Annotated in this window: 23 protein-coding genes; 12 read left to right on the forward strand and 11 right to left on the reverse strand. The window is 26.9% G+C overall.

The window, feature by feature from the left end; genetic code table 11:
• Positions 1-28: 28 nt before the first annotated feature.
• The 4 genes from Q0733_RS01280 (at position 29) to Q0733_RS01295 (ending at position 5,881) form a co-directional block, all read left to right on the forward strand.
• Complete coding sequence (locus Q0733_RS01280) at positions 29-1,240, forward strand: threonine/serine exporter family protein (protein WP_298777969.1); 1,212 nt, start codon at positions 29-31, stop codon at positions 1,238-1,240.
• Between the two features lie 137 nt (positions 1,241-1,377).
• Positions 1,378-2,166 carry a pentapeptide repeat-containing protein gene (locus Q0733_RS01285; RefSeq protein WP_298777971.1) on the forward strand — a complete coding sequence of 263 codons (789 nt, stop codon included), beginning with the start codon at positions 1,378-1,380 and terminating at the stop codon, positions 2,164-2,166.
• Between the two features lie 98 nt (positions 2,167-2,264).
• Positions 2,265-4,028, forward strand: coding sequence for a long-chain fatty acid--CoA ligase (locus tag Q0733_RS01290; protein WP_298777974.1), 1,764 nt, complete (start codon positions 2,265-2,267; stop codon positions 4,026-4,028).
• A 74-nt stretch (positions 4,029-4,102) separates the two neighbouring features.
• A complete protein-coding gene (locus Q0733_RS01295) occupies positions 4,103-5,881 on the forward strand; it encodes a long-chain fatty acid--CoA ligase (protein ID WP_298777977.1) in 1,779 nt (592 codons plus the stop codon).
• Positions 5,882-5,917: 36 nt separating this feature from the next.
• Here the strand turns inward: Q0733_RS01295 and holA are convergent, their stop codons facing one another.
• Positions 5,918-6,919 (reverse strand): DNA polymerase III subunit delta, encoded by a 1,002-nt coding sequence (holA, locus tag Q0733_RS01300; protein ID WP_298777980.1) that lies wholly within the window; start codon positions 6,917-6,919, stop codon positions 5,918-5,920.
• Between the two features lie 17 nt (positions 6,920-6,936).
• Between holA and Q0733_RS01305 the strand changes: the two genes are divergently transcribed.
• Together Q0733_RS01305 and Q0733_RS01310 are read left to right on the forward strand one after the other, a co-directional pair.
• On the forward strand, positions 6,937-7,380 hold the full coding sequence (locus Q0733_RS01305) for a type I restriction enzyme HsdR N-terminal domain-containing protein (protein WP_298777983.1): 444 nt from the start codon (positions 6,937-6,939) through the stop codon (positions 7,378-7,380).
• Positions 7,381-7,448: 68 nt separating this feature from the next.
• Positions 7,449-8,447, forward strand: coding sequence for a glycosyltransferase family 2 protein (locus tag Q0733_RS01310; protein WP_298777985.1), 999 nt, complete (start codon positions 7,449-7,451; stop codon positions 8,445-8,447).
• A 13-nt stretch (positions 8,448-8,460) separates the two neighbouring features.
• Here Q0733_RS01310 and Q0733_RS01315 read toward each other — a convergent pair whose 3' ends face one another.
• From Q0733_RS01315 to nusB, 8 genes are all read right to left on the reverse strand, one after another.
• Positions 8,461-9,081 (reverse strand): L-threonylcarbamoyladenylate synthase, encoded by a 621-nt coding sequence (locus Q0733_RS01315; RefSeq protein WP_298777987.1) that lies wholly within the window; start codon positions 9,079-9,081, stop codon positions 8,461-8,463.
• Between the two features lie 70 nt (positions 9,082-9,151).
• A complete protein-coding gene (locus Q0733_RS01320) occupies positions 9,152-9,853 on the reverse strand; it encodes a response regulator transcription factor (RefSeq protein WP_298777990.1) in 702 nt (233 codons plus the stop codon).
• 24 nt (positions 9,854-9,877) lie between these two features.
• Positions 9,878-11,434 (reverse strand): sensor histidine kinase KdpD, encoded by a 1,557-nt coding sequence (locus tag Q0733_RS01325; protein WP_298777991.1) that lies wholly within the window; start codon positions 11,432-11,434, stop codon positions 9,878-9,880.
• Between the two features lie 121 nt (positions 11,435-11,555).
• A complete protein-coding gene (gene coaE, locus Q0733_RS01330) occupies positions 11,556-12,146 on the reverse strand; it encodes a dephospho-CoA kinase (protein ID WP_298777993.1) in 591 nt (196 codons plus the stop codon).
• 3 nt (positions 12,147-12,149) lie between these two features.
• A complete protein-coding gene (locus Q0733_RS01335; RefSeq protein WP_298777995.1) occupies positions 12,150-13,088 on the reverse strand; it encodes a hypothetical protein in 939 nt (312 codons plus the stop codon).
• Between the two features lie 99 nt (positions 13,089-13,187).
• Positions 13,188-13,499, reverse strand: a complete 312-nt coding sequence (yajC, locus tag Q0733_RS01340; RefSeq protein ID WP_298777998.1) for a preprotein translocase subunit YajC — start codon at positions 13,497-13,499, stop codon at positions 13,188-13,190.
• Complete coding sequence (locus Q0733_RS01345; RefSeq protein WP_298778000.1) at positions 13,499-13,963, reverse strand: DUF1573 domain-containing protein; 465 nt, start codon at positions 13,961-13,963, stop codon at positions 13,499-13,501. Before Q0733_RS01345 ends, yajC begins: the two co-directional genes overlap by 1 nt.
• 52 nt (positions 13,964-14,015) lie before the next feature.
• Positions 14,016-14,954 carry a transcription antitermination factor NusB gene (gene nusB / locus Q0733_RS01350; RefSeq protein ID WP_298778003.1) on the reverse strand — a complete coding sequence of 313 codons (939 nt, stop codon included), beginning with the start codon at positions 14,952-14,954 and terminating at the stop codon, positions 14,016-14,018.
• Positions 14,955-15,177: 223 nt separating this feature from the next.
• Between nusB and Q0733_RS01355 the strand changes: the two genes are divergently transcribed.
• Together Q0733_RS01355 and Q0733_RS01360 are read left to right on the forward strand one after the other, a co-directional pair.
• Entirely contained in the window at positions 15,178-16,932 is a 1,755-nt protein-coding gene (locus Q0733_RS01355; RefSeq protein ID WP_298778004.1) for an ABC transporter ATP-binding protein, read from the forward strand.
• A 78-nt stretch (positions 16,933-17,010) separates the two neighbouring features.
• Complete coding sequence (locus tag Q0733_RS01360) at positions 17,011-17,379, forward strand: PUR family DNA/RNA-binding protein (RefSeq protein WP_298778005.1); 369 nt, start codon at positions 17,011-17,013, stop codon at positions 17,377-17,379.
• Between the two features lie 61 nt (positions 17,380-17,440).
• Here Q0733_RS01360 and Q0733_RS01365 read toward each other — a convergent pair whose 3' ends face one another.
• Both Q0733_RS01365 and Q0733_RS01370 read right to left on the reverse strand, forming a co-directional pair.
• Positions 17,441-18,499 (reverse strand): chorismate-binding protein, encoded by a 1,059-nt coding sequence (locus Q0733_RS01365; RefSeq protein WP_298778008.1) that lies wholly within the window; start codon positions 18,497-18,499, stop codon positions 17,441-17,443.
• Between the two features lie 3 nt (positions 18,500-18,502).
• Complete coding sequence (locus Q0733_RS01370) at positions 18,503-18,919, reverse strand: PaaI family thioesterase (RefSeq protein ID WP_298778011.1); 417 nt, start codon at positions 18,917-18,919, stop codon at positions 18,503-18,505.
• A 71-nt stretch (positions 18,920-18,990) separates the two neighbouring features.
• On the opposite strand from Q0733_RS01370, the gene Q0733_RS01375 reads away from it, so the two are divergent.
• The 4 genes from Q0733_RS01375 (at position 18,991) to Q0733_RS01390 (ending at position 25,943) form a co-directional block, all read left to right on the forward strand.
• Positions 18,991-19,491, forward strand: a complete 501-nt coding sequence (locus Q0733_RS01375) for a hypothetical protein (protein ID WP_298778014.1) — start codon at positions 18,991-18,993, stop codon at positions 19,489-19,491.
• Between the two features lie 218 nt (positions 19,492-19,709).
• Positions 19,710-20,609, forward strand: coding sequence for an ABC transporter ATP-binding protein (locus tag Q0733_RS01380; RefSeq protein ID WP_298778017.1), 900 nt, complete (start codon positions 19,710-19,712; stop codon positions 20,607-20,609).
• An 18-nt stretch (positions 20,610-20,627) separates the two neighbouring features.
• Positions 20,628-21,473 (forward strand): ABC transporter permease subunit, encoded by an 846-nt coding sequence (locus Q0733_RS01385; RefSeq protein WP_298778020.1) that lies wholly within the window; start codon positions 20,628-20,630, stop codon positions 21,471-21,473.
• Between the two features lie 45 nt (positions 21,474-21,518).
• Positions 21,519-25,943 (forward strand): T9SS type B sorting domain-containing protein, encoded by a 4,425-nt coding sequence (locus Q0733_RS01390; RefSeq protein WP_298778022.1) that lies wholly within the window; start codon positions 21,519-21,521, stop codon positions 25,941-25,943.
• The last annotated feature ends 19 nt before the right edge of the window (positions 25,944-25,962 follow it).

A 25,962-nucleotide genomic window follows, 5' to 3' on the forward strand; every position in this document is an offset into this window, starting at 1 on the left:
ATTTAACAGACTTTTAAAATAAGTAAGAATGAAAGTACCAGAAAAATATCAATTTATAGTTGCCTTAGGAAAAGCATTACATGTTTATGGTATACCTTCATATAAAATTCAAGCTTATTTAACAGATGTAGCAAAAAATCAAGGTATAACTGGTAGCTTTATGGATTCTCCAACATGGATAAACTACGTTTTTTATGAAGGTGAACATTCTTATAGTTATGTTGAGTGTGTACTTCCAGGTTCTTTAAATTTAGGTGCTTTTTCTAGAATTGCTGAATTAACAAATAAAGTTATTGATTCTAAAATTGACAATAAAACAATAAACAAAGAACTAAACAGTATACATGCTAAAACTAAGAACATAAATCATCTTCATTTAACTTTAGCTTATGCTTTTTCTGCGGGTTCTTTTAGCATATTAATTGGTACTAATTTAGTTTCTTTTGCTTTTTCATTATTACTAGGAGCATTCGTTTACCTTTTAGTATATTTAACAACCAAATCAAAATATTTAGAAAACATATTTGAATCTTTAAGTGCTTTAATTGTAACAATAATTAGTTGTTTATTAGCATTAGTTTTTCCAAACTTAAATTTAGGTTTAACCATATTAGCTTCTATAATTATTTTTATTCCAGGATTAGCAATTACAACTGCTTTAGAAGAAATAACTTCTAAAAGTTTAGTTTCTGGTGGTGCAAAATTATTTGATGCTATTCTTTTATTATTTAAACAATTTTTTGGCGTTTTACTTGGTTTAGCAATAATGACTTCTTTAACTGATATAGATTTAACACATCATGTATCTGAAATGCCAAAATGGACCATATTTTTTGCCATTCCTATTTTATCAATTACTATTCTACCCATATTTCAGGTTAGAAAAAAAGATATGTTTTTTGGTGTACTTACAGGTGTTATTGCTTTTCTTATGACTGTTTTGTTTTCTGGTTACGGAGTATTAGTTAGCACTTTTATTGGAACTTTAGTAGTTGTTGGGGTTAGTCGTTTGTTTGGTATAATATCTAAAACTCCAAAAACAGTTTTTTTAATTCAGGGTATTGTGATGTTGGTTCCAGGTAGTAAATCTTTTATGGGATTAAGTAGTTCCTTTTTTAACCCTACCACCCCAACTTATTCTGAAAACTTATTTATACAAGTAGCTTATATTCTTATGGGAATTATTGGAGGTCTTCTTTTTGCAGGTACTTTTAGAGAAAAAAGTATTAAAACACAATAAAATATACCAGTTAAGAGTTTATCTAAACACTAAAAATTACATTTAAACTATTTTGTAGCTTTTCACTTTTTATACAAACTGTCACATTTTAAATTAACAATTGTCTTTACTTTAAACAAAATATAAAAACTCAAAAAATGAAACAAAAAAACACTCTATTAATAGCACTTCTTTTCTTAGTAACAACAACATATACTCAAAAAACAATTAAAGCCTCAAGTATTTTAAGCGACATAAAATCAGGTAAGTCTATTATGTATCAAAATGTAACTATTGTTGGTACTTTAGATTTTACTGATATGGATATTGCTCTACAAAAATTACCAAAAAAGAAGAAAAATAGTTGGTGGAGTAATGGTAATTCATCAAATTTAATTGAAAAACAGATAGACACAAAAATATCATTTACAAACTGTACCTTTAAAGATAATGTTTTAGCATATATACCTGACGATGAAAGTGGATATACTTTTATTGCAAATTTTGAAGACGATACTACTTTTAAGAACTGTAATTTTGAAAGTAAAGCTATGTTTAAATATTCAACTTTTGAAAAAAATTCTGACTTTTCTGGTACTACTTTTGATGATGATAGTACTTTTAAGTATGCTAAATTTGAAAGAAACATTAGCTTCACTAATACTAAATTTAGTGAAATAGCTACTTTTAAATATGCTAAATTTAATGAAAATGTAAGCTTTGAAAATTCAGTTTTTGAAGATTCAGCTATCTTTAAATATACAAAATTTAATAATGGGGTATCTTTCAGAAATACTAATTTTGAAGAAGACTTAAATATTAAATACATGAATGTTGATGGAGACTTTAATATTTCAAATATGAAAGTTGCTTATGATATAGACTCTAAATACACTAAAATTAATGGTAAAGGTTTTAGCAAATATTTATTAAGTAATAGAAATTAATTTCAAAAAAGAATAAACTAAAAAAGGTTGATAATTTTTATCAGCCTTTTTTTTATTTAAACAATTTAGTAACTTGTCAGAAATTAAGCTATTATTTTATGGATTTAACAATAACTAGAGTTTTTGACATTGCAGATTATCAATTAAAAAATTTTCCTCATAAAAAAGTTTTCAACTATAAAGAAAAAGATTCTTGGAAAAGTATTTCTACTCAAGAATATATTTCTGATGTTCAAAAAGTAAGTAGCTCTCTATTATCACTTGGTATAAAACCAAATGATAAGATTGCTGTTATAACAGCAAACAACAACCCAAATTGGTATATTTTAGATACTGGTATTTTGCAAATTGGTGCTCAAAATGTACCATTATATGCAACATTATCAGAAAAAGATTATAAATATATTTTAAATCATTCTGATGCAAAATATTGCTTTGTTTCTAATAATGATCTATATCAAAAAATTAAAGCTGTTGCAGACAAAACTCAGTTAAAAAATATTTTTTCTTTAGAGGAAATTGATTCAGATTATAGCTGGAATTCTTTTTTAAGAATTGGAGAAAAAGAAGATTACCAATTTAAAATACAAGAATTAAAAGATAATGTAAAACCTGAAGATTTAGCTACAATAATTTATACTTCAGGAACAACAGGAACTCCAAAAGGAGTTATGCTATCTCATAAAAATATTGTTTTTACAGTTTTTAAAACTGTTAAAGCTATCGATTTTAAAAAAGGAAACAGTAAAGTTGTTAGCTACTTACCTGTTTGTCACATATTTGAAAGAAGCGCATCTTACTTAAACCAATATTTAGGTATTGAAGTCTATTTTGCTGAAAGTATTGAAAAAATAGGTGAAACTATTAAAGAAGTTAAGCCTAGTTTTTTAGCTATTGTTCCTAGATTGCTAGAGAAAATATTCGATAAAATTGTAGAAAAAGGCAGCAATTTAAAAGGCTTAAAAAAGCAATTATTTTTTTGGTCTTTATCATTAGCAGAAAAATACGAGCCTTATAATAAAAATGGCTTTTGGTATCAAAAGAAATTAAACATAGCTCGTAAATTGGTTTTTTCTAAATGGCAAGAAGCTTTTGGCGGAGAATTACAATTTATGATTTCTGGAAGTGCTCCGTTACAGCCAAGATTGATAAGAATTTTTATGGCAGCAAGAATCAATGTTTTTGAGGGATATGGAATGACCGAATCATCACCAGCCGGTACTATAAACGATTTAAGAAATAATGGATTAAAAATAGGAACAGTTGGTAAACCTTTAGATGAAATAGAAATTAAAATTGCAGAAGATGGAGAGATTTTAATAAAAGGAGATAATGTTATGATGGGGTATTACAAAAATGATGAAATGACTCAAAAAACAATTATCGATAATTTTCTACATACAGGAGATATTGGTCAAATTGATTCAGAAGGTTTCTTAAAAATTACAGATCGAAAAAAGGAAATTTTCAAAACATCAGGAGGTAAATATATTGCTCCTGCTGCTTTAGAAAGTGAGTTTAAGCAATCTCGTTTTATAGAACAGATAATGGTAATTGGCGAAGGAGAAAAAATGCCAGCTGCACTTATTCAAGTAAATTTTGACTTTATTAAAGATTGGGCAAAACTGCATAAATTCGAGGTGAAAGACGTTACAAGTGATGAAAGACTAATAAAAAGAATTCAAGAAGAAATTGATTTATACAATCAAAAATTTGGGAAGTGGGAACAAATTAAAAAGTTTGAAATTACACCCGAAGAATGGACAATTGAGGCTGGGCACTTAACTCCCACCATGAAAATGAAAAGAAAAGTAATTAAAGAAAAACATAAAAAACTATATCAAAAAATATATAATTCTTAAAATTTCATATACTTATATATCCATTTGTTAAATTAAGGTAATTTTACTATTTTGCATATTACAAAATAGACAATATGCAAACAAAAATTACTAGATTATTTGATTTCCCTTACTACCAATTAGAAAAATATAATCTACAAAAATCATTTTCAACAAAATACAATGGAAAATGGGAGTCAATTTCTACACAAGAATATGTTGATAAGTCTAACCAATTTAGTAGAGGTTTGTTAAAATTAGGTATACAACCTAATGATAAAATTGCAATTATTTCTACAACAAATAGAACCGAATGGAATATTTGTGATATTGGGTCTTTACAAACAGGAGCTCAAACAGTTCCTATTTATCCTACAATTGGTAAAGACGATTATGAATATGTTTTAAATCATTCAGAAGCTACTTATTGTTTTGTTTCTGACATCACAATTATAAAAAAATTAAACCAAATTAAAGGAAACACAAAACTTAAAGACATTTTTACTTTTGATAATATTGATGGTGAAAAAAGTTGGAATGAAGTTTTAGAATTAGGAAAAGACAAAACTAATCAAGAAGAAGTTGAAGCCAGAAAAAAAGCTGTAAAACCAGAAGATTTAGCAACATTAATTTACACATCTGGAACTACAGGTAAACCTAAAGGTGTAATGTTATCGCATGGTAATATTGTTTCAAATGTCTTAACTAGTGAAGAAAGTGTTCCTCTAGAATTAGGTAAAGATAAAGCGTTAAGCTTCTTACCTGTTTGTCATGTCTTTGAAAGGATGATTTTGTATTTATATCAACTTTGTGGTACAGAAATTTATTTTGCTGAGTCTCTAGAAAAGTTGACCGAAAACGCTCAAGAAATTAAGCCTAATGTAATGACAGCTGTACCTCGTTTATATGAAAAGATTTTTGATAAAATTATATTAAAAGGTGAAGAATTATCTGGTATTAAAAAGAAATTATTTTTCTGGGCTGTAAATTTAGGATTAAAATACGAACCTTATGGTGCCAATGGTTGGTGGTATGAAAAAAAATTGGGTTTGGCACGTAAACTTATTTTCTCAAAATGGCAAGCTGCTTTAGGAGGAGAACTAAAAATAATGGTTTCTGGTGCTTCAGCTTTACAACCAAGGTTAACAAGAGTTTTTGCAGCAGCAGGAATGCCAATTATGGAAGGATATGGACTAACAGAAACATCTCCAGTAACATCTGTAAATTGTATAGAACTTAATGGTGAAAAATGCTTTAGAGTAGGTACTGTTGGTAAAGTTATTAGAGATGTAGAAGTGAAAATTGCAAAAAATGGAGAAATACTTGTAAAAGGTCCTAATGTGATGCAGGGGTATTATAAAGACCCTGAAAAAACAGCAACTGTAATTAAAAACGGCTATTTTCATACAGGCGATAAAGGAGAAATTGATGCTGATGGTTTTTTAAAAATTACAGGTAGAACAAAAGAAATGTTTAAAACCTCTGGTGGTAAATATATTGTACCTACTTTATTAGAAGGAGAATTAAAACAATCTTTATTTATTGAACAGGTAATGGTTATTGGTGAAAATCAAAAAATGCCTGCAGCAATTATTCAACCTAATTTTGAATACTTAAAAGATTGGGCAAAAGAAAAGAAAATAAATTTTACAACTAATCAAGAATTAATTAAAAACGAAAAAGTAATTTATAAAATAAATAAAGCTGTTCAAAAATGTAATACTAATTTTGGTAAATGGGAACAAATAAAAGTTTTTAAATTAACACCTGATGAGTGGTCTATTGATGGTGGCCATTTAACACCAACAATGAAAATGAGAAGAGAAGTTATTCTTAAACTCTATAAAAATTTATATGATGAAATTTACAATTAACTAAAAAAACTCCCAATTAATTGGGAGTTTTTTTAGTTAATGTAATATTTTAAATAATAACTCTTTTAAAATATCTATTTGAGATTGATTTGCTCCAACACCTTTACTCTTAACATCGGCATCTCTTAAAAAAGCGATTACTTGCGCAACTTTTCTCATTGGATAATTTCTAGCAGCTAAATAGTATTCATCTATAAAATAAGTACTAACACCCAAAGATTTAGCTACAGAGCTTTTAGATTTATCTTTTAAGCCATGAAACAATAACAATTGAGTAAAAAAACTATTCAGCAAAGAAATAGTCATTACTGTTGGGTTATTTTTAGGGTTTTCAGAAAAATAATTAATAATCCTATTAGCTTTTACAGAGTTCTTCTCTCCTACTGCTTTACGCAATTCAAAATTATTAAAGTCTTTAGAAATACCTATATTTTCCTCAATATGAATATCATTAATAATAGTTTCTTTAGGAAGAATTATCATTAATTTGTTTAATTCATTTGATATCTTACTTAAATCAGTACCTAAAAACTCCACTAACATTTGAGATGCTTTTGGCTCAATTTGGTAACCTTTACCACTTAAAACTCTTCGAATCCAATCAGAAACTTGGTTTTCATACATTTTTTTACTTTCGTAAATCAAACCCGATTTTGCAATTGCTTTAAGGAGTTTTTTACGTTTATCTAGTTTTTTATATTTATAGTTAAATACTAAAACTGTTGTTGCTTGAGGGTTTTCTGCATATGAAACTAGTTTTTCAATATTTCTACTTAAGTCTTGTGCTTCTTTTACAATAATAACCTGATATTCAGCCATCATTGGATAACGTTTAGCAGCAGAAACAATATCCTCTATAGATACATCTCTTCCGTACATAATTTGCTGATTAAAACCTTTTTCAGCCTCATCTAAAACGTTTTTTTCAATAAAATTAGAAATCTCATCAATATAATAAGGTTCATCACCCATTAAAAAATAAATAGGCTTTAGGTTTCCTTTTTTAATATCTGAAACAATAGTTCTTATTTCGTTCATTTTATTACTTTTGATTGATGCAAAGACTCAATCTACCAACTTATAATTTTAAGCTCAAAAATAGCGAAAATAAGACGCTTATTTTTGATAAATTAAGAAAAAAATACTTGGTATTAACGCCAGAAGAATGGGTACGTCAGCATTATGTTTCTTTTTTAATTGATAAAAAAAAATATCCGCCAACATTAATTGCTTTGGAAAAGCAGTTAACAATTAATAATAGAAAAAAAAGAACTGATATTTTAGTTTTTAATTCTGATGGTAAGCATGAAATTATTGTTGAATGTAAAGCTCCTTCAATAAAAATAACACAAGATACTTTTGATCAAATTGCACGTTATAATTTAAAACTAAAGGCAAACTATTTAATTGTAACTAATGGTTTAGAACACTTTTATTGTAAATTAGATGTAGAAAACGAAACATATATTTTTTTGAAAGATATACCTGATTACAAATAATCTCATCCAACATTTTAATTAAGAAAACTTTAATTGAAAACTAGTTTTTAAAATGTAAATTCGCAAACTTGAAAACAGCAATTGTTATATTAAACTGGAATGGAAAAAAATTGTTAGAGCAATTTTTACCTTCAATTGTAAATTTTAGCTCAAATAAAGCTGAAATTTATGTGGCTGATAATGCTTCAAAAGATACTTCCATTTCTTATATTAAAGCTAATTTCCCTACAGTAAAAACTGTTACAAATACAGAAAATGGTGGTTATGCAAAAGGATATAATGATGCTTTACAAAATATTGATGCTGATATTTATTGTTTGATAAATTCAGATGTTGAAGTTACTCAAAATTGGCTAACTCCTATTCTAGATGTTTTTAAAAATGACCCAAATACAGCTATCGTTCAACCTAAAATTTTAGATTATAAAGAAAAATCAAAGTTTGAATATGCGGGTGCAGGTGGTGGTTTTATAGATTTATTTGGCTATCCTTATTGCAGAGGTCGTGTTTTTAATCACTTAGAAAAAGATAAAAATCAGTATAATGATACTGAAGATATATTTTGGGCTTCTGGAGCTTGTTTATTTATTAGAAGTAATGTGTATCATGAACTGCAAGGTTTTGATGAAGATTACTTTGCTCATCAAGAAGAAATAGATTTGTGTTGGAGAACTCAAAATATAGGTTACAAAATTAAATTTGTTGGTACATCAACAGTTTACCATGTTGGTGGGGCAACCTTACAAGAAACAAACCCTCATAAAACGTATTTAAACTTTAGGAATAGTTTATTAAACGTAGTTAAAAATGTTCCAAAAAAATGGTTTTTAATTGTTGTCTTTTCTCGTTTAATTTTAGATGGAATTGCTGGAATAAAATTTATATTAGAATTTAGACCTATTCATACTTGGGCAATAATAAAAGCTCATTTTAGTTTTTATAAAAACTTTCTTAAGTTTTTAAAAAAGAGAAAAGCACTTCAAAAAAAACAAAATTATAATCTACATACTAGTATCGTTTGGCAATATTTTGTTTTAGGGAGAAAAAAATTTAAAGATTTAAAATAGTACAAATTTAAGGCTAGAGTATATCTAAACTTCCTTTTCCTTCTCTAATCACTTCTGGTTCAGAAGTTGTTAAATCTATAACGGTAGAGGCATAATTATCTCCATAACCTCCATCAATTACAACATCTACCAAATTACTCCATTTTTCAAAAATCAATTCAGGATCTGTAGTATACTCTAAAATATCATCATCATCTCGTATAGATGTTGAAACAATTGGGTTTCCTAAATTTTCAACTATTGCTCTTATAATATTATTATCAGGAATTCTAATTCCTACTGTTTTTCTTTTTTTAAATGCTTTAGGTAAATTATTACTACCAGGTAAAATAAAAGTATAAGGACCAGGTAATGCTCTTTTTAAAAGTTTAAAAGTTGGACTATCTATTTGTTTTACATAGTCTGAAAGATGACTTAAATCGTTGCAAATAAAAGAAAAATTAGCTTTTTCTAACTTAACTCCTTTCATTTTAGCAATTTTTTCTACTGCTTTTGTGTTGGTAATATCGCAACCCAAACCATAAACTGTATCTGTTGGATAAATAATCAATCCTCCATTTTTGAGGATTTTAACCACCTTATCAATCTCTTTTTGATTTGGGTTTTCTTCGTAAATTTTTACAAATTCTGACATAAAAATAAAAATACAAAAAAACTCAACAAGAAAATCTAGTTGAGTTTAAAATCTTTTAAGAAGTTTTCTTTTAAGTTTTATCTACTAATCTAAATCCTTCTCCATGAATATTTAAAATCTCAACATTTTCATCAACTTTTAAATATTTTCTAAGTTTAGCGATATATACGTCCATACTTCTAGAAGTAAAATAATTATCATCTCTCCAAATTTTAGTTAAAGCTAACTCACGAGGCATTAAATCATTTTTATGAATAGCTAACATGCGTAATAATTTACTCTCTTTTGGAGATAATTTTACAGGTTCATTATTTTCTCCAATAGATAAATGACGTAATTTAGAGTTGAAGAAAAATGACCCAATTGTAAATTCAAATTGCTCAGATTCTGTTGTTTTATCAGAATCTTTACGTTGTAAAATTACTTTAATTTTATGTAATAAAACTTCTGAATCAAAAGGCTTGTTTAAATAATCATCCGCACCAACTGAATATCCTTTTAAAACATCTTCTTTTAACGTTTTTGCAGTTAAGAAAATAATTGGTACTTCTTTATTAGTAGATCTTATATCCTGCGCTAATGAAAAACCATCTTTTCTTGGCATCATAACATCTAAAATACATAAATCATAATCACTGTTTTTAAACATTATTAAACCTTCAATACCATCTTTAGCATGAGTAACATTATAATCATTTAGTGCTAAATAATCTTTTAAAACTGTTCCAAAATTTGGATCATCTTCAACTAATAAAATCTTTTTACTTCCCATTTTTTCTTTTTTATTTTTTTATTTTTATATTATTGGTAATTTTACTGTAAATATGCTTCCTCTTCCTTTTTCACTCTCAACAAAAACTGTTCCATGATGTTTTTCTATAATCTCTTTTACATATGCTAAACCTAAACCATGGCCTTTTACATCATGTATGTTTCCTTTTTGTTCTCTGTAAAATTTATCAAAAACATTTTTTTGTACTCCTTTATTCATACCAATTCCTTCATCCTTTATTTTAAAAATAAAAAACTTATTGGTACTTTCTGTATATACATCAATTTTAGGACTTACTTCTGAGTATTTTATTGCATTTTCTAATATATTTACAACAACATTTGTTAAATGAAATTGGTTACCAGAAATCTCATCAGTAATTGCCTCAAAATGAGTATCTACAGTTCCTTTTTTATCAATTATTAAAAGGCTAATATGATTAATTGCATCATCAATTAAATCATGCATATCAATAGTTTCCTTACTTATATCAAGTTGATTTTTCTCAAGCCTAGAAATTCGTAAAACATTTTCTACCTGTGTATGCATTCTCTTATTTTCATCACGAATCATTTTTATATAACGCATTACTTTATCGCTATCATTAATAATTTTAGGATTTTTAATAGAATCTAATGCCAAATTAATAGTTGCAATTGGAGTTTTAAACTCATGTGTCATATTATTAATAAAATCAGTTTTAATTTCTGATATTTTTTTTTGTTTTATTAATTGATATAATGAACTTGAAAATGCAATAATTATAATAAATATAAAAAATAAAGACAATAATAGTATACCTGATATACCAGATAGAATATGCTCATTCTTTGTAGGGAATGTTAAATATAAAATGTATTCTTTGTTATTATCTGTATCATAAAATAAAGGATAATCATAGCTCTCTTTTTTATTAATTGTATAATAGCCAGACTTTAATTTTGTTGCTAAGCCATCAATATTATAAACGCCATATTTAAAATCTAAATCAATATTTCTTTTATTTAATTCATCCTTTATTGTTGCGTTTAACTCCCTGTTACTTACTCTTTGATTGATTGGTACTTTACTCAGAAATTCTTTTGTAATTTTAGAAAATTGATCATCTTGAAATGTTTTCATTTCCCCAGTAAATGAAGTTCGCTTTTCATCCAAAGGTTTAAAAATATTATCAGTACTTTTTAAAAATCTAGATTGAAAAAAATCTCTTTTACCTGTAACTCTAGTGAAAATTATTTTTTCATTATCTAAAAATTCTAAAGGAAGTTCAAAATTTTCTTCTAAAATAGTTGCGCCAAAGGTAATTTTACTATTATTTGTGGTATCTATTTGTTGAAAAAGATAATTTTTAATTTGAGCATTATTTGCAAGTGCTTGGTTTTCTAATAACTCCTGAATTTTAATTTCTATTTGCCTTTCTTCATTATCATTTATCCTTTCAGCAACACTACCCAATGATTTTTGAACCTCATTTTTAAATTGTTCTTTCTTACTTTCTAAGGCATTATTAATCCAATAGACCTGTACAGCAATAATTCCAATTAAGGAAATACTCATCAATACTACAATAAGAATAAACATTTTTTTCCCCACAGATCAAATTTAAGCTATTAAAAAATCTGAAAAACATTTTTTAACTTTGATTAACAAAAATAATTCAATTTTAAGAGTAATTTAACAATAACACTGAAAACATTTAAATTTAGCGCACCTTTTGTGTTAAAATATTATGAATATTAATTACTTGAAGTTTAGTTACAGATAGATCATTATTAAGAATTAAATAATTAGACTGCAACTTTTTTTTATCGTCAGACCATTGATTTTTTACTCTTTCTAAAACTTGTTTTTTAGATGATGAGTCTCTATCTATAACACGTTTTATTCTATCTTTTAAATTTGAAGTAACTGTAATAATGTAATTACAAATCTCATTACTTTTACTTTCAAAAAGAATAGCATTTTCATAAATAATGTATTTTTTATTTGAATTATTATCTACAAACTCTTTAAAATGTCTTTTTACTGCGGGATGAACAATTGCATTTAATTTAGACAATTTAGTTTTGTCTTTAAAAACAATTTCAGATATATATTGTCTATTTAACTCATCGTTTAAAAACGAATTAACCCCAAATTCATTAATTAGTTTTTCTTTTATTTCTAATGAGGTACTCATTAATTTTTTAGCTTCTAAATCCGCAATATAAATAGCAACATTATTAAACTCAGCAAAAAAATTTGCAACTGTAGTTTTACCACTACCTATACCACCAGTTAAGCCAACAATCATTTTTTATTTTTGAATTAAGAAATCTATTTTAGCAGGTAAAACTCTGTAACTTTTTAAAAAATCTGGTTTTTCTACAATTTTAGGTATTAAATAACCTAAGTTATTTTTTTCTGAAATAGCATAATCACATTCAATTTTAAATGAAAAAGCATTCACTTTATTAAAGTTAGACAAAGCCACAACAAAAACAACCTCCACTTCTTTAGCAAGACTTGTAAGGCTGACTTCTTTTGGTAAATTTTTAATTTCAAAAGGTACTTTAAAACTTCCTTCTGTAAACTTTTCTACCTTACCAAAAACTTTAATATCAGAAATATCAATTTTTAATTTATCCGCATTTTTAGGTTTTATAACCTCTAAAGTGTTATTAAAATCAGATCTTACATCATTTAAAACTAAACTATTTGTATTAAGAAACTTAATATTATTTATTTGATTTTCGGGTCCAGAAATAATTACAGAATCAGGGTCAATAAGAATATCATTTATAAGGTCATAACCTATATGATAATTAATATCAAAATTAGGTTTTAAAGGTACTTTTTTTGATGCTAATACACCTAAATTTAGATAAATAGTATCTTGTAATATTTCTTGTAATACAATTTTAGAAGTTAATTGTTTTTGAATGTTATTTACTTGATATTTTGGAAGAAAATAAAATTTAGAAATACTTTTTCTTTGTAAGTTAGAAGCATTTAATTGAATCTTAATAGGGTTTATTTTTGCTCCTACTAATTTAAAACCACTTGCTTTTACACTTATACCTATTTCTTTTAAAGGTACTTCTTGTAACAACTTATTCTGTTCAATTTTAACATACTCAACAGGAAAATTAATAACTGTTGTGTATTCTTTAGAAAAAGTAATTAATAACCATATAAATATGGAAGCAATTAAAAAACCTATAAATGTTTTCGAAATTTTTTTTGTGGGTTTCACCTAAAATTTATTTTATTGCAATCTACAGAAAAGCCTGTAAAAAAAAAAGTGAGCAATTTCTATAAAAGAAAAGCTCACTTTTAAATATTGTAACTAATACTACTTTTTTGCAGCTGGTAAATATTTTTTGCTTAATTCCATTGATATTGCAGAACGTTCAAACTTAATTTTTCCTGCTCCTGTTTCAATAGTTAAAGTATTATCTGCAGTGTGTATTTCTGATATTTTACCATGTATACCACTAGATGTTACTACTTTAGTTCCTTTTTTAATTTCAGCTTGAAAGGATTTTTCTTTCTTTTGCTTTTTTATTTGTGGTCTTAACATAAAAAAATATAAAACCAAAATCATTGCTAAAAAAGGAAGCATACTCATTAAGCTACCTGATGCTTGTAAAAAAATATTTACCATTATTTTGGTGCTTTTGGAGTAACCATACCTTTAAGTGTCAAAATTTCTCTTCCACTTTCAGTGTTTGTAATTAAAGTAATATTTTTTTGTTGTCTGTTACGTTTACCATTAGTGTTAAATTTAACTTTAACATCTTCTGTTTGACCTGGTTTAATAGGTGCTTTTGGCCAAACTGGTACAGTACAACCACATGTAGTTTTAGCATCAGTAATAACTAAATCTGTTTTTCCTGAATTTGTAACTTTAAAAGTTGTTTCAACAATTTCACCTTCATTTACAGTTCCAAAATCGTATTCTTTTGCATTAAAACTAATAGATGCTGCTCCTTTTTTAATTTCTAGATCTCTAGATTTAGCACTATCTAAGTTTTCTTTACTAATTTTTGCTTTAGCATTACCATCAGCACAAGAAACAAAAGAGGCTGCAGAAATTAAGAAAGCAAATAAAATTGTTATTTTTCTCATAATTATAAATATTTGTGTAAAAATAATAAAATAATTTCTTTAATCAAGTAGTTTATAATAATCCTCTACCGATTTTAACAATTTTTTTATCTGTTATAAATTCTTTAGATATTTTATCTAAAACACCGTTTATAAAATAACTGCTTTTTTGAGTAGAATAATCTTTAGAAATTTCAATATATTCATTTATGGTTACTTTGGTTGGTATTGATGGAAAGTTAAGAAATTCAGCAATTGCCATTTTAATCAAAATCATATCAATATCTGCAATTCTATCTGTTTCCCAATTTGGTGTTTTAGCTTCTATTTCTTTTTCAAACGCGGCATTATTTAAAATCGTTTTTGTAAATAATTTTGAAACAAATTTCTCATCATCAGTATCTTTATATAAATCACCCAGAACAAAATTTGTATGATTTTTTTGTTTACTTAAAGATTTTGCAACCCATGTATTTACAAAAGGAATATCATCTACCCAAGAAATCATTTTATCTTCAAAATAATCAGCTAACTTTTCATTTGGCGCAATAATTTCTTTGAAAAAATCTATTACAAATAACCTGTCTTTTTTAAATGAAATCTCATCAGAACCTATATAATTCTTATAAATATCACTTTGTAAAAGTTCATCTAAAATTATTTTTACATACTCTTGATCTTCTTCCCAATTATTAAGATTATTAACCTCTACATAACTTTCTATACTTATACTATTTGTTATAGATTGTATAATTGAGTTTTGAATAAATTTAGTATTTGGCTTTAAATCTTCTTGAGTGGCAAGGATTTTCTTTTTAGACAATGCTATTCTTTTGGCTGCAAGTTTTTGAACTTCAACTAGCAATAATAAGTTTAAAACATATAAATCATACATTTTAAGAATACTGTGCTTTAAAAACTTTTCTTCTCTTATTATATCATCATTTTTAGATTGTAATATTGCATAGACAGACTGCATTACTTTAACTCTAATATGTCTTCTGTTAATCATCTTTAAAGAACTTTTTTATATAAAAACGCAAGAATATTTCTTACAAGCTGCAAAAATAGTGTAATTTTTATTTTTTCTCTTATCATTTTTTAATTCTTTTTTGGGATATTTTTATGATTTGAAAACCATAAAACATTTTATAGAATTGGCTATTAAAATGTATCTTCGTTATTTCAAACTTTAAAGAAGAAACCTTCTTTTATTCTATTAAACTCTTATTTTATTGAAAGCTTTAAAATACTTAAATAAATATTTTTCTAAATACAAGTGGCGAATTATAATTGGATTGATAATCACAATATTATCAAAACTATTAGCTTTAAAAATTCCAAAAATAATTGGTAATTCTTTAAATATTGTTGAAGATTATCAAAAAGGGATCGTTACTGATTTAAGTATTGTTAAACATCAACTTTTAATAAATGTTTTAATTATAGTTGGAGTTGCTCTTTTAGGTGGCTTTTTCACTTTTTTAATGAGACAAACAATTATTGTTACTTCTAGGTTGATTGAATTTGATTTAAAAAATGAAATTTATCAACAATATCAAAAACTATCATTAAACTTCTACAAGCAAAATAGAACTGGAGATTTAATGAATAGAATAAGTGAAGATGTATCTAAAGTACGAATGTATGTTGGACCTGCAATTATGTATACAATGAATATGATTGTTCTTTTTGCTGTTGGTTTTACTCAAATGGTAAATGTAGATTTAACCTTAACACTCTACACTTTAATTCCTTTTCCTGTTTTATCAATTTCAATTTTTATTTTAAGTAAAGTAATACATAAAAGAAGTACAATTGTACAACAATACCTATCTAAACTAACCACTTTTAATCAAGAATTTTTCTCAGGAATTAGCGTAGTTAAATCCTATGGTATTGAAACTTTAATAATTAAAAATTTTGATGAAATTTCTAACGCTAGTAAAGACAAAAATATAAGTTTGCACAAAGCAAATGCTTTATTTTTTCCGTTAATGATATTACTTATTGGTATAAGTAACTTGTTGGTTATTTATGTTGGAGGAAATCAATATATTAACGGTGAAATTAAAATAGGAACTGTTTTAGAATTCATGTTATATGTTAATATTTTAACTTGGCCAGTAGCAGTAGTTGGTTGGGTAACTTCAATGATACAACAAGCTGAAGCTTCACAGGCAAGAATAAATGAGTTTTTACAACAAGTTCCAGAAATTAAAAACTTTAATTTAGAGAAAACAAATATTGAAGGTAAAGTTACTTTTAAAGACGTTACTTTAATTTATAAAGACACAGAAATTACAGCTTTAAAGAAAATTAATTTTACTGTAGAAAAAGGTGAAACTTTAGCCATTTTAGGAAAAACTGGTTCGGGTAAATCTACTATAATAGAACTAATTTCTAGATTATATGACACAACAAGTGGAGAGATTTTAATTGATGACAAACCTTTAAAAGAAGCAAATTTAAATGATGTTAGAAGTCAAATTGGTTTTGTTCCTCAAGATCCATTTTTATTTTCTGATACAATTGGTAATAACATTAAATTTGGAAAAGAAGAAGCTACTGAAGATGAAATTATAGAAGCAGCAAAAAATGCTGTTGTTCATAATAATATTATCGATTTTAAAAACGGCTATAAAACTATTCTTGGTGAACGTGGCGTAACACTTTCTGGCGGTCAAAAACAACGTGTTTCAATTGCTAGAGCAATTATAAAAAAACCTAAAATTTTAATTTTTGACGATTGTTTATCAGCAGTAGATACAGAAACTGAAGAAAAAATATTAGCAAATTTAGAAAAAGTATCAAAAAATAAAACAACATTTATTATAAGTCATCGAGTTTCATCAGCAAAAAATGCAGATAAAATTATTGTATTAGATGATGGGAATATCATTCAACAAGGAACTCACAATCAATTAATAACAGAAAATGGTTATTACAAAGATTTATATGAACAACAACTTTTAGAAAAAGAAAGTTAATGTTTAACATTGCTAACAGAAATATTTTATTAGATTTGTTTCATAGAAAATTTTATTTTAAACTATTATTAAAAAATTATGGCAGAGAGAATTGAACAGGAAGAAATTTTTTCACAGGTTTTAAGAGCTGGAAGAAGAACCTATTTTTTTGATGTAAGAGCTACTAAAGCAGATGATTATTATTTAACGGTTACTGAAAGTAAAAAGTTTACACATGATGATGGAACTTTTCATTATCAAAAACATAAAATTTACCTTTATAAGGAAGATTTTTCTGATTTTCATGAAATGCTTAAAAAAGCTACAGATTACATCATTACAGAAAAAGGTGATGAAGTAATTAGTGAACGTCATCAAAAAGATTTTAAGAAAGAAGAAATAGTAGAAACAGAATTTGAAGAAAAATCAGCACAAAATTTTACTGATGTTTCTTTTGATGATATATAAGGTTTTTACATTAAAATATATTTATTATTAAAAACTACAGACAATTTGTTTGTAGTTTTTTTTATAGAACTATTTTCATAACTTTACTTTTAGCTAAGGTTTCCTCCCACTCTTTTTCAGAATTACTTTCTTTTGTAATACCACCACCTATAAATATTTGAGCAGTATTATTATCAACTTTCATACAGCGTAGATTTACAAACAAGCTTGACTTAATACTTTTAGAAGCCACATCATTAAAATTAATTTCTCCCAAAAAACCAGTATAAAAACTTCTATTATAATTTTCATTTTTTAAAATAAACTCCTTAGCTTCGTTTCTGGGTAAACCACAAACTGCAGGTGTTGGATGCAAAGCTCTTATTAAAGTTTTTAAAGATGCTTTTTCTTGTAAAGCCCCATTAATCTTAGTTCTTAAATGCAATAAATTTCCAGCTTTTACAGTTTCTGTTTTATCAACTTTTAAGTTTAAAGAAATCTCTTTTAATTGAGTTTCTATAAAATTAGTAACCAATTGTTGCTCTTCTAATTCTTTGCTTTTCCAAATAACATTATCTAAACCTTGATTAATTTGAGTACCCGCTAAAGACATCGTTTTAAATTTAGAGTTTTCAATATTTAAAAGCGTTTCTGGTGTTGCTCCAAACCACAATCCTACTTTGGGATGATACCAAACATACACAAAAGCATTTGGGTAATTTTGTAATAATTTTTGATAGATTAATGAAATATCTACAGAAGATAGTTTTACAATCTCGCTTCTAGAAATAACTACTTTTTTAAAATCATTTTTTTTGATTTTTTCAATTGCTTTTTCAACAATATTAATATGATTTTCTTTTGATAAAATATCGTCTCCAAAAACATTTTTTGATAAAGAAATCTCGTCTAAATTTATTCCTTCTTCAAAATAGTCTGCTTTATTTTTAAAAAAAATAATACTTTTTTGATTGCTATCAAATGGCGAAAACACAAAGCCTGGCTCAGAAAAATCACTTGTAAAAAAAAGAGAATCATCCTTTAAAAAAAGACCAGAAGCAATGTTAGAATTTGGTTTTCTATAAATTACAAAAGGTAATTTTTTGCGATAAAAGTTTTCTAATGTATGTAATATATTCAATTTCTATTTTTTATCTAAAATAATATTCGTCAGTTTACAAATAGAAATTAAATTATTGTCTTCATCAACAATTCTAACTTCCCATAAATGTGTTGTTCTACCTTTATGAATTGGCTTAGCAATTCCAAAAACAAACCCTTTTTTCACGCTTTTTAAATGATTGATACTTAACTCAATTCCTTTAATAATTTTGGTTTTAGCATCTACAAAAAGTGCTGAAGCACAGCTACCAACAGTTTCTGCTAAAGCCGCCGTTGCCCCTCCGTGTAAAATTCCAAAAGGTTGATAAACTCTTGTATTTACTGGCATTTTTGCAATTAAAAAATCTTCGCCAACATCGGTAAACTCTATTTCTAAAGTTTCCATCAGGGTATTTTTATTGATATTATTTAAAATATCTAATTTTTTTATTTTATCCATAAACAAGATTTAAAAAAGTAAAAATACGCATAAATTATTGTACTTTTGTTGCCATATTTTGATTGAATTTTATGTACAAAATAAGAATAATTTTAGACGCTAAAGAAGATGTTTTAAGAACTATTTTAGTTGATAACTCTATTAATCTTGAAGATTTGCACACCACAATTGCCAAATCTTTTGGTTTTGCTGGTTTAGAAATGGCTTCTTTTTTTAGAACTGATGATGAATGGAATCAAGGTGAAGAAATTCCTTTATTTAATATGTCTGAAGCTGGTGAAGGTATTTCTATGCAAACTTGTATTTTAAAAGAAACTTTACCCGAAGAAAACAACAAACTTATTTATGTCTATGATTTCTTAAATATGTGGACGTTTTATGTAGATGTCGTTGAAATTTCATCAGAAGTAAAAGATGATTTACCAGCAATTATTTTATCTGTAGGAGAAATACCTGAAGAAGTTCCTGAAAAAGAATTTGTTGCAGAAAAATTAAATGATGGATTTGGTGATGAAGGTGATATTGATGATGAATTTGGGCATTTTGATGATTTTGATTTTAATGAATATTAAAAATAAGTGTTAAAAAAATGTAGTTTAATTCTTGATTATTACTTGAAGCAAACATTTACCTAAATTTGGAAAATATTTTTTTTTGAAAGCATAAAACGTAACTAAAAAATAAATCAAATTTTGTTTACCCTTTAATGCTATTTTTATTCTTCCCACTTTTTCAGTAACAAAATTGTAAATTAGTCGTCTAAATATAATAACCGACTAAAACAATTTCTTTGGAAACTATCTTATCTCTTAAAAATCTCGATAAAAAATACGGCAAAGTTCATGCAGTAAACAATCTTTCTTTTGATATCCAAAAAGGAAATGTTTATGGAATTTTAGGTCCCAATGGTAGTGGAAAATCTACTACTTTAGGTATTATATTAAACGTTGTTAACAGAACTTCTGGTGAATTTTCTTGGTTTAATGGTAACTTAACTACACATGAAGCTCTTAAAAAAGTAGGGGCAATTATTGAACGCCCTAACTTTTATCCTTACATGACTGCTACTCAAAATTTAGCTTTGATTTGTAAAATAAAAGGAATATCAACAGAAAAAATTGATGAGAAGTTAACTACTGTAAATCTTTTTGAAAGAAGAAATAGTAAGTTTAGAACATTTTCTTTAGGAATGAAACAACGTTTAGCTATTGCTTCTGCCTTGTTAAATGACCCAGAAATTTTAATTTTAGATGAACCTACAAATGGTTTAGATCCTCAAGGAATTCATGAGATAAGACAAATTATAAAAAAAATTGCAGCAACCGGAACTACTATTCTATTAGCTTCTCATCTTTTAGATGAAGTAGAAAAAGTATGTAGTCATGTAGTTGTTATACGAAAAGGAATAAAATTATACAGTGGTAGAGTTGATGAATTAACTGCATCAAATGGTTTATTAGAACTAAAGATTGATGAAAAAGAAGATGAATTAATTAAAATTTTAGATAATCATGAAGCAATTGGTAAAATCACGAAAGATCATGAGACACTTATTGCAACTTTAAATAGCAATATTTCATCATCTGAAATCAATCAATATTTATTTGATAATGGTTTTGTTTTATCACATTTAGTAAAACGTAAACCAAGCTTAGAGCAACAATTTTTAGATTTAACTAACAATAACTAATCAACTAAAAACCAAGTCATGTTAAGACTACTTACTATAGAGTTTCATAAATTAAAATACAATAAAGCTAGTAAAGTTTTATCTATAATTTATTTTGGATTACTTACTTCTATTGCTTTAATTGCTGCAATAAAATTTGAATTCGGAAATTTTAAACTGCATTTAGCAGATGCAGGAATTTTCAATTTCCCATACATTTGGCACTTTAACACTTATGTGGCTGCAATTTTAAAATTCTTTTTATTGTTAGTTATAGTATCCATGATGTCTAACGAATATAGTTACAAAACTTTAAAACAAAACTTAATTGATGGTTTAAGTAAAAAAGAGTTTATACTTTCTAAATTTTATACAGTAATCACTTTTGCGTTAGTTTCTACCATTTTTGTATTTTTTGTTTCTTTAGTTTTAGGCTTAATTTATTCCGATTACAATGAATTGGCTATTATTACATCTGACCTAGAATATTTAGTCGCTTTTTTTATAAAACTAGTTGGTTTTTTCTCTTTTGGATTATTTTTAGGGATTTTAGTAAAACGTTCTGCTTTTGCAATAGGTGCTATGTTTGTTTGGCTTATTATAGAAAGTATTTTTAAAGCTTATTTATTTTGGCAATTTAGAGGAGTAAATAACACTAGCGAAAAAGTAGATGCAATCATGCAATTTTTACCTTTAGAATCGATGACAAACCTAATAAAAGAACCTTTTTCTAGACTTGGTGCAGTAAGATCTGCCGCAAATACTATGGGTGAGATTTTTACTAAAAGTTATTCCGTTGATTTTACAACTATTTTAATTGTATCATTTTGGACATTTATTTTCATCTTATTATCATATAAGCTTATACAAAAAAGGGATTTATAATACTTTTTAAATATATTTGGAGTTATATTAAATAAACATATCCAAATGAAAAAAAAAGTTCTTTTTTTTATTCTTTTTATATCTATTAATACTTTTGCTCAAAAAGAAGCTAATTATTGGTTTTTTGGAGAAAGTGCTGGTTTAAACTTTAGCACTAATCCCCCAACACAAATTACAGGTTCTTTATTTACTGATGAAGGCTCTGCTTCTATTTCTGATGCAGATGGAGTATTACAATTCTATACAGATGGTCAATCTGTTTTTAACAGAAACGGAACCTCTATGACAAACGGTACAAATCTATTAGGTGATTCTTCAAGCACTCAATCTGCCATAATAGTTCCTAAACCAAAAGACTCTAACATTTATTATGTTTTTACAGTTGGAAACCAACAAAATGGAAATCAAGGAAATGGAGTTCATTATTCTGAAATTGACATGAGTTTACAAGGAGGTTTGGGTGAAGTAATAGTTAAAAACATTCAACTTACAAGCGCTTCTGACTCAAGAGAAAAAATAACATCTGTTCAAGGCGAAGATTGTGATACCTTTTGGGTAGTAACAGCCGATTCTAATAATTTTTATGCATATAAAGTAACTGAAAATGGTTTAAGTAATGCAGCTGTAGTTAGCAGCCATTCTTTTTATCAGTCATTAAGAGGTTATTTAAAACTATCTCCAGATGGAGATCACCTTGTTAGCGCTAATCAAGAAGGCGATTCTTATATATATGAGTTCGATAATAGCACAGGAACCATTAGTAATGAAAGAATTTTTACCAGAATTGATAATGCTTATGGTGTTGAATTTTCTAGAGATAGTAAAAAATTATATATATCATCTGGTGTTCATAGTCAGGTAACAAATGCTGGTAGAAACCCTCCTGATTTTGCTAGTATTATTCAAATTAATTTAGATTCTGATAATAATAACGTAATTGATGATATTAATTCTATAAATAATAGTTTTACAACAATATACTCAACTAATAATGGATATAGAGGAGCTTTACAACTAGCTTCAAATGGTAAAATTTATTATGCTAGAAGTAGACAAAACTTTTTAGGAGTCATCGATTCACCAGAATTAGATGACATTGAAGCTAACTTTATTGAAAACGGCATCAGCTTAGGAAGCGGAGTGAGCACTGAAGGCCTACCTCCTTTTATCCAATCTTTTTTCTTAGAAGTAGATATTACTGATGATGATACAACACTTCAAGTAAATAACGAAAACTTAGAACTTTGTACTGGACAAAGTAAAACAATAACTCCTGAACTAGTAACTGGTACAACCGTAAATTATGAATGGACTTTTAATAATGGAGTAACAACAACCGTAATACCTTCAAGTGCTCCTGATTATAAATTAGAGTTAGAGGAAGTTACTCTTGATGAAACTGGTACTTACGATTTAAAAATTACCTTAGACGATGATTGCAATAATACAATAGAATTTAATGCAACATTTAACTTAGTTGTTTATGAAACCGCTAGTGCTACCACTCCTGAAGACATCATATTTTGTGATAACGATAGAGATGGTTTTAACACCTTTGATTTTGAAACATTAATAAATGATGAGATTTTAAATGGATTAGATTCAAATAATTTTGAAATAGTTTATTTTAAAACTTTAGTTGATGCAACTTCAGGTAATACCCCTTTACCAAACCCTTATACAAACTCAATAGCTTTTACGTCTGAAACTATTTATGCACGTGTACAAAATATAAATGCGCCACACCTTTGTTATGACATAACAAGCTTTAATCTTTCCATTACTGATTTACCAATACCAACGCAACCTGAACCATATAGAATGTGTGATGATATAGAAAGTAGTAGTGATACCGACGGAATTGTTAATACTTTTATTTTAAACAATAAAGATGTTGAGATTTTAGGCAATCTATCCTCATCTCAATATGATATAAGTTATCATACAACTCAATCAGGAGCTGAAACAAATGATATTTCTACAATCATCAACAAAAACACTAACTACAGTGTAACTAATTCACAAACCGTTTATATAAGAATAGAAAATATAGACAATACAGATTGTTACGATGCAACTACAACTTTAGATTTAATTGTAGACCCTTTACCTATCTTAAAACCAAGTCCAGAGTTAAATCAATGTATAGAAGTTAACGATACAAACACAACAGTTAATTTAACTTTAGCTCAACAAAATATTTCTGACACTGCAAATGTTACTTTTGAGTATTACGAAAATATAGATGGTACTAATTTAATAACTAATATCACTTCTTATCCAGTTGTTGTTAATATTCCCAAAATTGTTTATGTAAAAGTAATTTCTGAATTTAATTGTGCTAGAGATTTAATTCCATTAACTATAAACGTAGGACAAACTGTAAAAAACGGATATAATGTAATACAGCCTCCTGTTTGTGATGATTTTTTAGATGCAGATGGAAATGATACTGTTAACAATTCTGACACAGACAATATTACCAACTTTTCTTTAGATATAAACGCTATTGAAACAGGTATAAATCCGCCTGTTAATACTGAAGTATTTTTCTATGAAAATGAGACTGACAGAGATAATTCTTTAAATGAAATAGATATTACAAACTATAGAAATGATATTAATAAAATTAATATTACTCAAAACTCTGAAGGAATTCAGTTTCCTATCTATTACAAAATTTTAAGTACTATTAATAACGATTGTCAAGGTTTGGGAGAGTTTTATTTACAAATTAACTCTACACCTTCTGCAACCATTACTCCAGAATTAGAGCTTTGTGATGATGCTAATGATGGTGATGCTACTAATGGTATTGTTCAATCTTTTGATTTAGAATCACAAAATACAACTATTTTAAATGGTCAAAGTTCAACTAATTTTACCGTAACTTATCATCTTACAGCTTCTGAAGCTAACACAGGTAACAACCCTCTTTCTTCACCTTTCACAAATACACTTAGAGATTTACAAACCATTTATGTTAGAGTTACCAACAATACAACTGGTTGTTTTAATGACCACACTACATTTAACTTAATCGTAAACCCAATTCCAGTTGCTAATTTTGTGGAAGATCTTGAAATTTGCGACGATAATTCCGATGGTTCAGCAAGAAATGGTTTTTCACAATCTATAGACCTTGAATCTAAAACTAATGATATTTTAGGAACTCAAGATCCAGATATTCATACAGTAACTTATCATCGTACTCTTGCAGATGCTCAAATAGGCAATAACCCATTAATCTCTCCATACTCTAACATTGAGGCTTATAGAGAAACCATTTTTATTCGTGTTTATAAAACAACAACCATGTGTTCTAATGGAATTTCTAATTTTGATGTTATTATAAACCCAGAACCAACATATGATGTTCCAACAAATTTAGCATACTGTGATGATGATTTTGATAATGATGACACAAACGGAATTATTCAAAATATAGATTTAGATAGTAAAATTTCAGAAATTTTGGGAACTAACCAAAGCCCAAATGATTTTAATGTAACTTTCCATTCATCTCAAGCAGATGCTACATCTGGTGATTCTCCAATTATTTCACCCTATGAAAACTCTAACCCAACAGAAACTATTTATGTTCGTATTCAAAATAACAGAACACTTTGTATAAATGATGATGCTAATTTTAACATTATTGTTAACCCATTACCTAGTTTTACAGTTACAACTCCACAAATTGTATGTTTAAATGATTTACCATTAAATATATTTATTGAAAACACTTTGGATTCATACACTTATGAATGGACTGATATAAATAATAATATTTTAAGTACAAATGACAACATAGATGTAACAACAGGAGGTAATTACACTATAACAGCAACCACTACTGATGGAACAAATTGTTCTAAATCGGAAGTTATTGTTATTGAGGAGTCCAATCCAGCTATTTTAGAAAGTAGTTTTATTAATATTATTGACGAATCAAACAATATTGGGGCAGAAGATAGATTATCAGTTTTTATTGATACATTAAATAACAACTTAGGTATTGGTGATTATCAATATGCAATTTTAAATACCGATAATAATACTAGAATACCTTCAATTGGTTTTCAAGATGAGCCTCTTTTTGAAAACCTAGAAGGTGGTATATATCAAGTAATTGTTAATGATAAAAATGGGTGTACACCAGACACGACACTTTTAATATCTGTAATTCAGTTTCCAAAATTCTTTACTCCTAACGGAGATGGCGTTAATGATACTTGGGTTGTAAAAGGAGCCAATCAAACATTTTACCCAAATAGCAGTATAAACATTTTTAATAGATTTGGAAAAATTGTAGCACAAGTTGAAATTGATGGGCAAGGTTGGGATGGCACCTATAAAGGCAAAGTTTTACCTTCAAATGATTATTGGTATAATATCGTTTTAACACCTTTAGACACAACCAAACCTACAATTTATAAAAAAGGACATTTTTCTTTATTAAGAAAATAAAAAGCAATTTTCAAATTTT

Source organism: uncultured Polaribacter sp. (assembly GCF_947500975.1).
Classification (GTDB): Bacteria; Bacteroidota; Bacteroidia; order Flavobacteriales; family Flavobacteriaceae; genus Polaribacter.

Coding starts and splice junctions, on each gene's coding strand:
- Q0733_RS01305 (WP_298777983.1), top strand. CDS start 6,937: ATGCAAAGACTCAATCTACCAACTTATAATTTTAAGCTCAAAAATAGC.
- Q0733_RS01290 (WP_298777974.1), top strand. CDS start 2,265: ATGGATTTAACAATAACTAGAGTTTTTGACATTGCAGATTATCAATTA.
- Q0733_RS01390 (WP_298778022.1), top strand. CDS start 21,519: ATGAAAAAAAAAGTTCTTTTTTTTATTCTTTTTATATCTATTAATACT.
- Q0733_RS01360 (WP_298778005.1), top strand. CDS start 17,011: ATGGCAGAGAGAATTGAACAGGAAGAAATTTTTTCACAGGTTTTAAGA.
- Q0733_RS01295 (WP_298777977.1), top strand. CDS start 4,103: ATGCAAACAAAAATTACTAGATTATTTGATTTCCCTTACTACCAATTA.
- holA (WP_298777980.1), bottom strand. CDS start 6,919: ATGAACGAAATAAGAACTATTGTTTCAGATATTAAAAAAGGAAACCTA.
- yajC (WP_298777998.1), bottom strand. CDS start 13,499: ATGGTAAATATTTTTTTACAAGCATCAGGTAGCTTAATGAGTATGCTT.
- Q0733_RS01280 (WP_298777969.1), top strand. CDS start 29: ATGAAAGTACCAGAAAAATATCAATTTATAGTTGCCTTAGGAAAAGCA.
- Q0733_RS01320 (WP_298777990.1), bottom strand. CDS start 9,853: ATGGGAAGTAAAAAGATTTTATTAGTTGAAGATGATCCAAATTTTGGA.
- Q0733_RS01385 (WP_298778020.1), top strand. CDS start 20,628: ATGTTAAGACTACTTACTATAGAGTTTCATAAATTAAAATACAATAAA.
- Q0733_RS01315 (WP_298777987.1), bottom strand. CDS start 9,081: ATGTCAGAATTTGTAAAAATTTACGAAGAAAACCCAAATCAAAAAGAG.
- Q0733_RS01345 (WP_298778000.1), bottom strand. CDS start 13,963: ATGAGAAAAATAACAATTTTATTTGCTTTCTTAATTTCTGCAGCCTCT.
- Q0733_RS01375 (WP_298778014.1), top strand. CDS start 18,991: ATGTACAAAATAAGAATAATTTTAGACGCTAAAGAAGATGTTTTAAGA.
- Q0733_RS01325 (WP_298777991.1), bottom strand. CDS start 11,434: ATGTTTATTCTTATTGTAGTATTGATGAGTATTTCCTTAATTGGAATT.
- coaE (WP_298777993.1), bottom strand. CDS start 12,146: ATGATTGTTGGCTTAACTGGTGGTATAGGTAGTGGTAAAACTACAGTT.
- Q0733_RS01285 (WP_298777971.1), top strand. CDS start 1,378: ATGAAACAAAAAAACACTCTATTAATAGCACTTCTTTTCTTAGTAACA.
- nusB (WP_298778003.1), bottom strand. CDS start 14,954: ATGATTAACAGAAGACATATTAGAGTTAAAGTAATGCAGTCTGTCTAT.
- Q0733_RS01370 (WP_298778011.1), bottom strand. CDS start 18,919: ATGGATAAAATAAAAAAATTAGATATTTTAAATAATATCAATAAAAAT.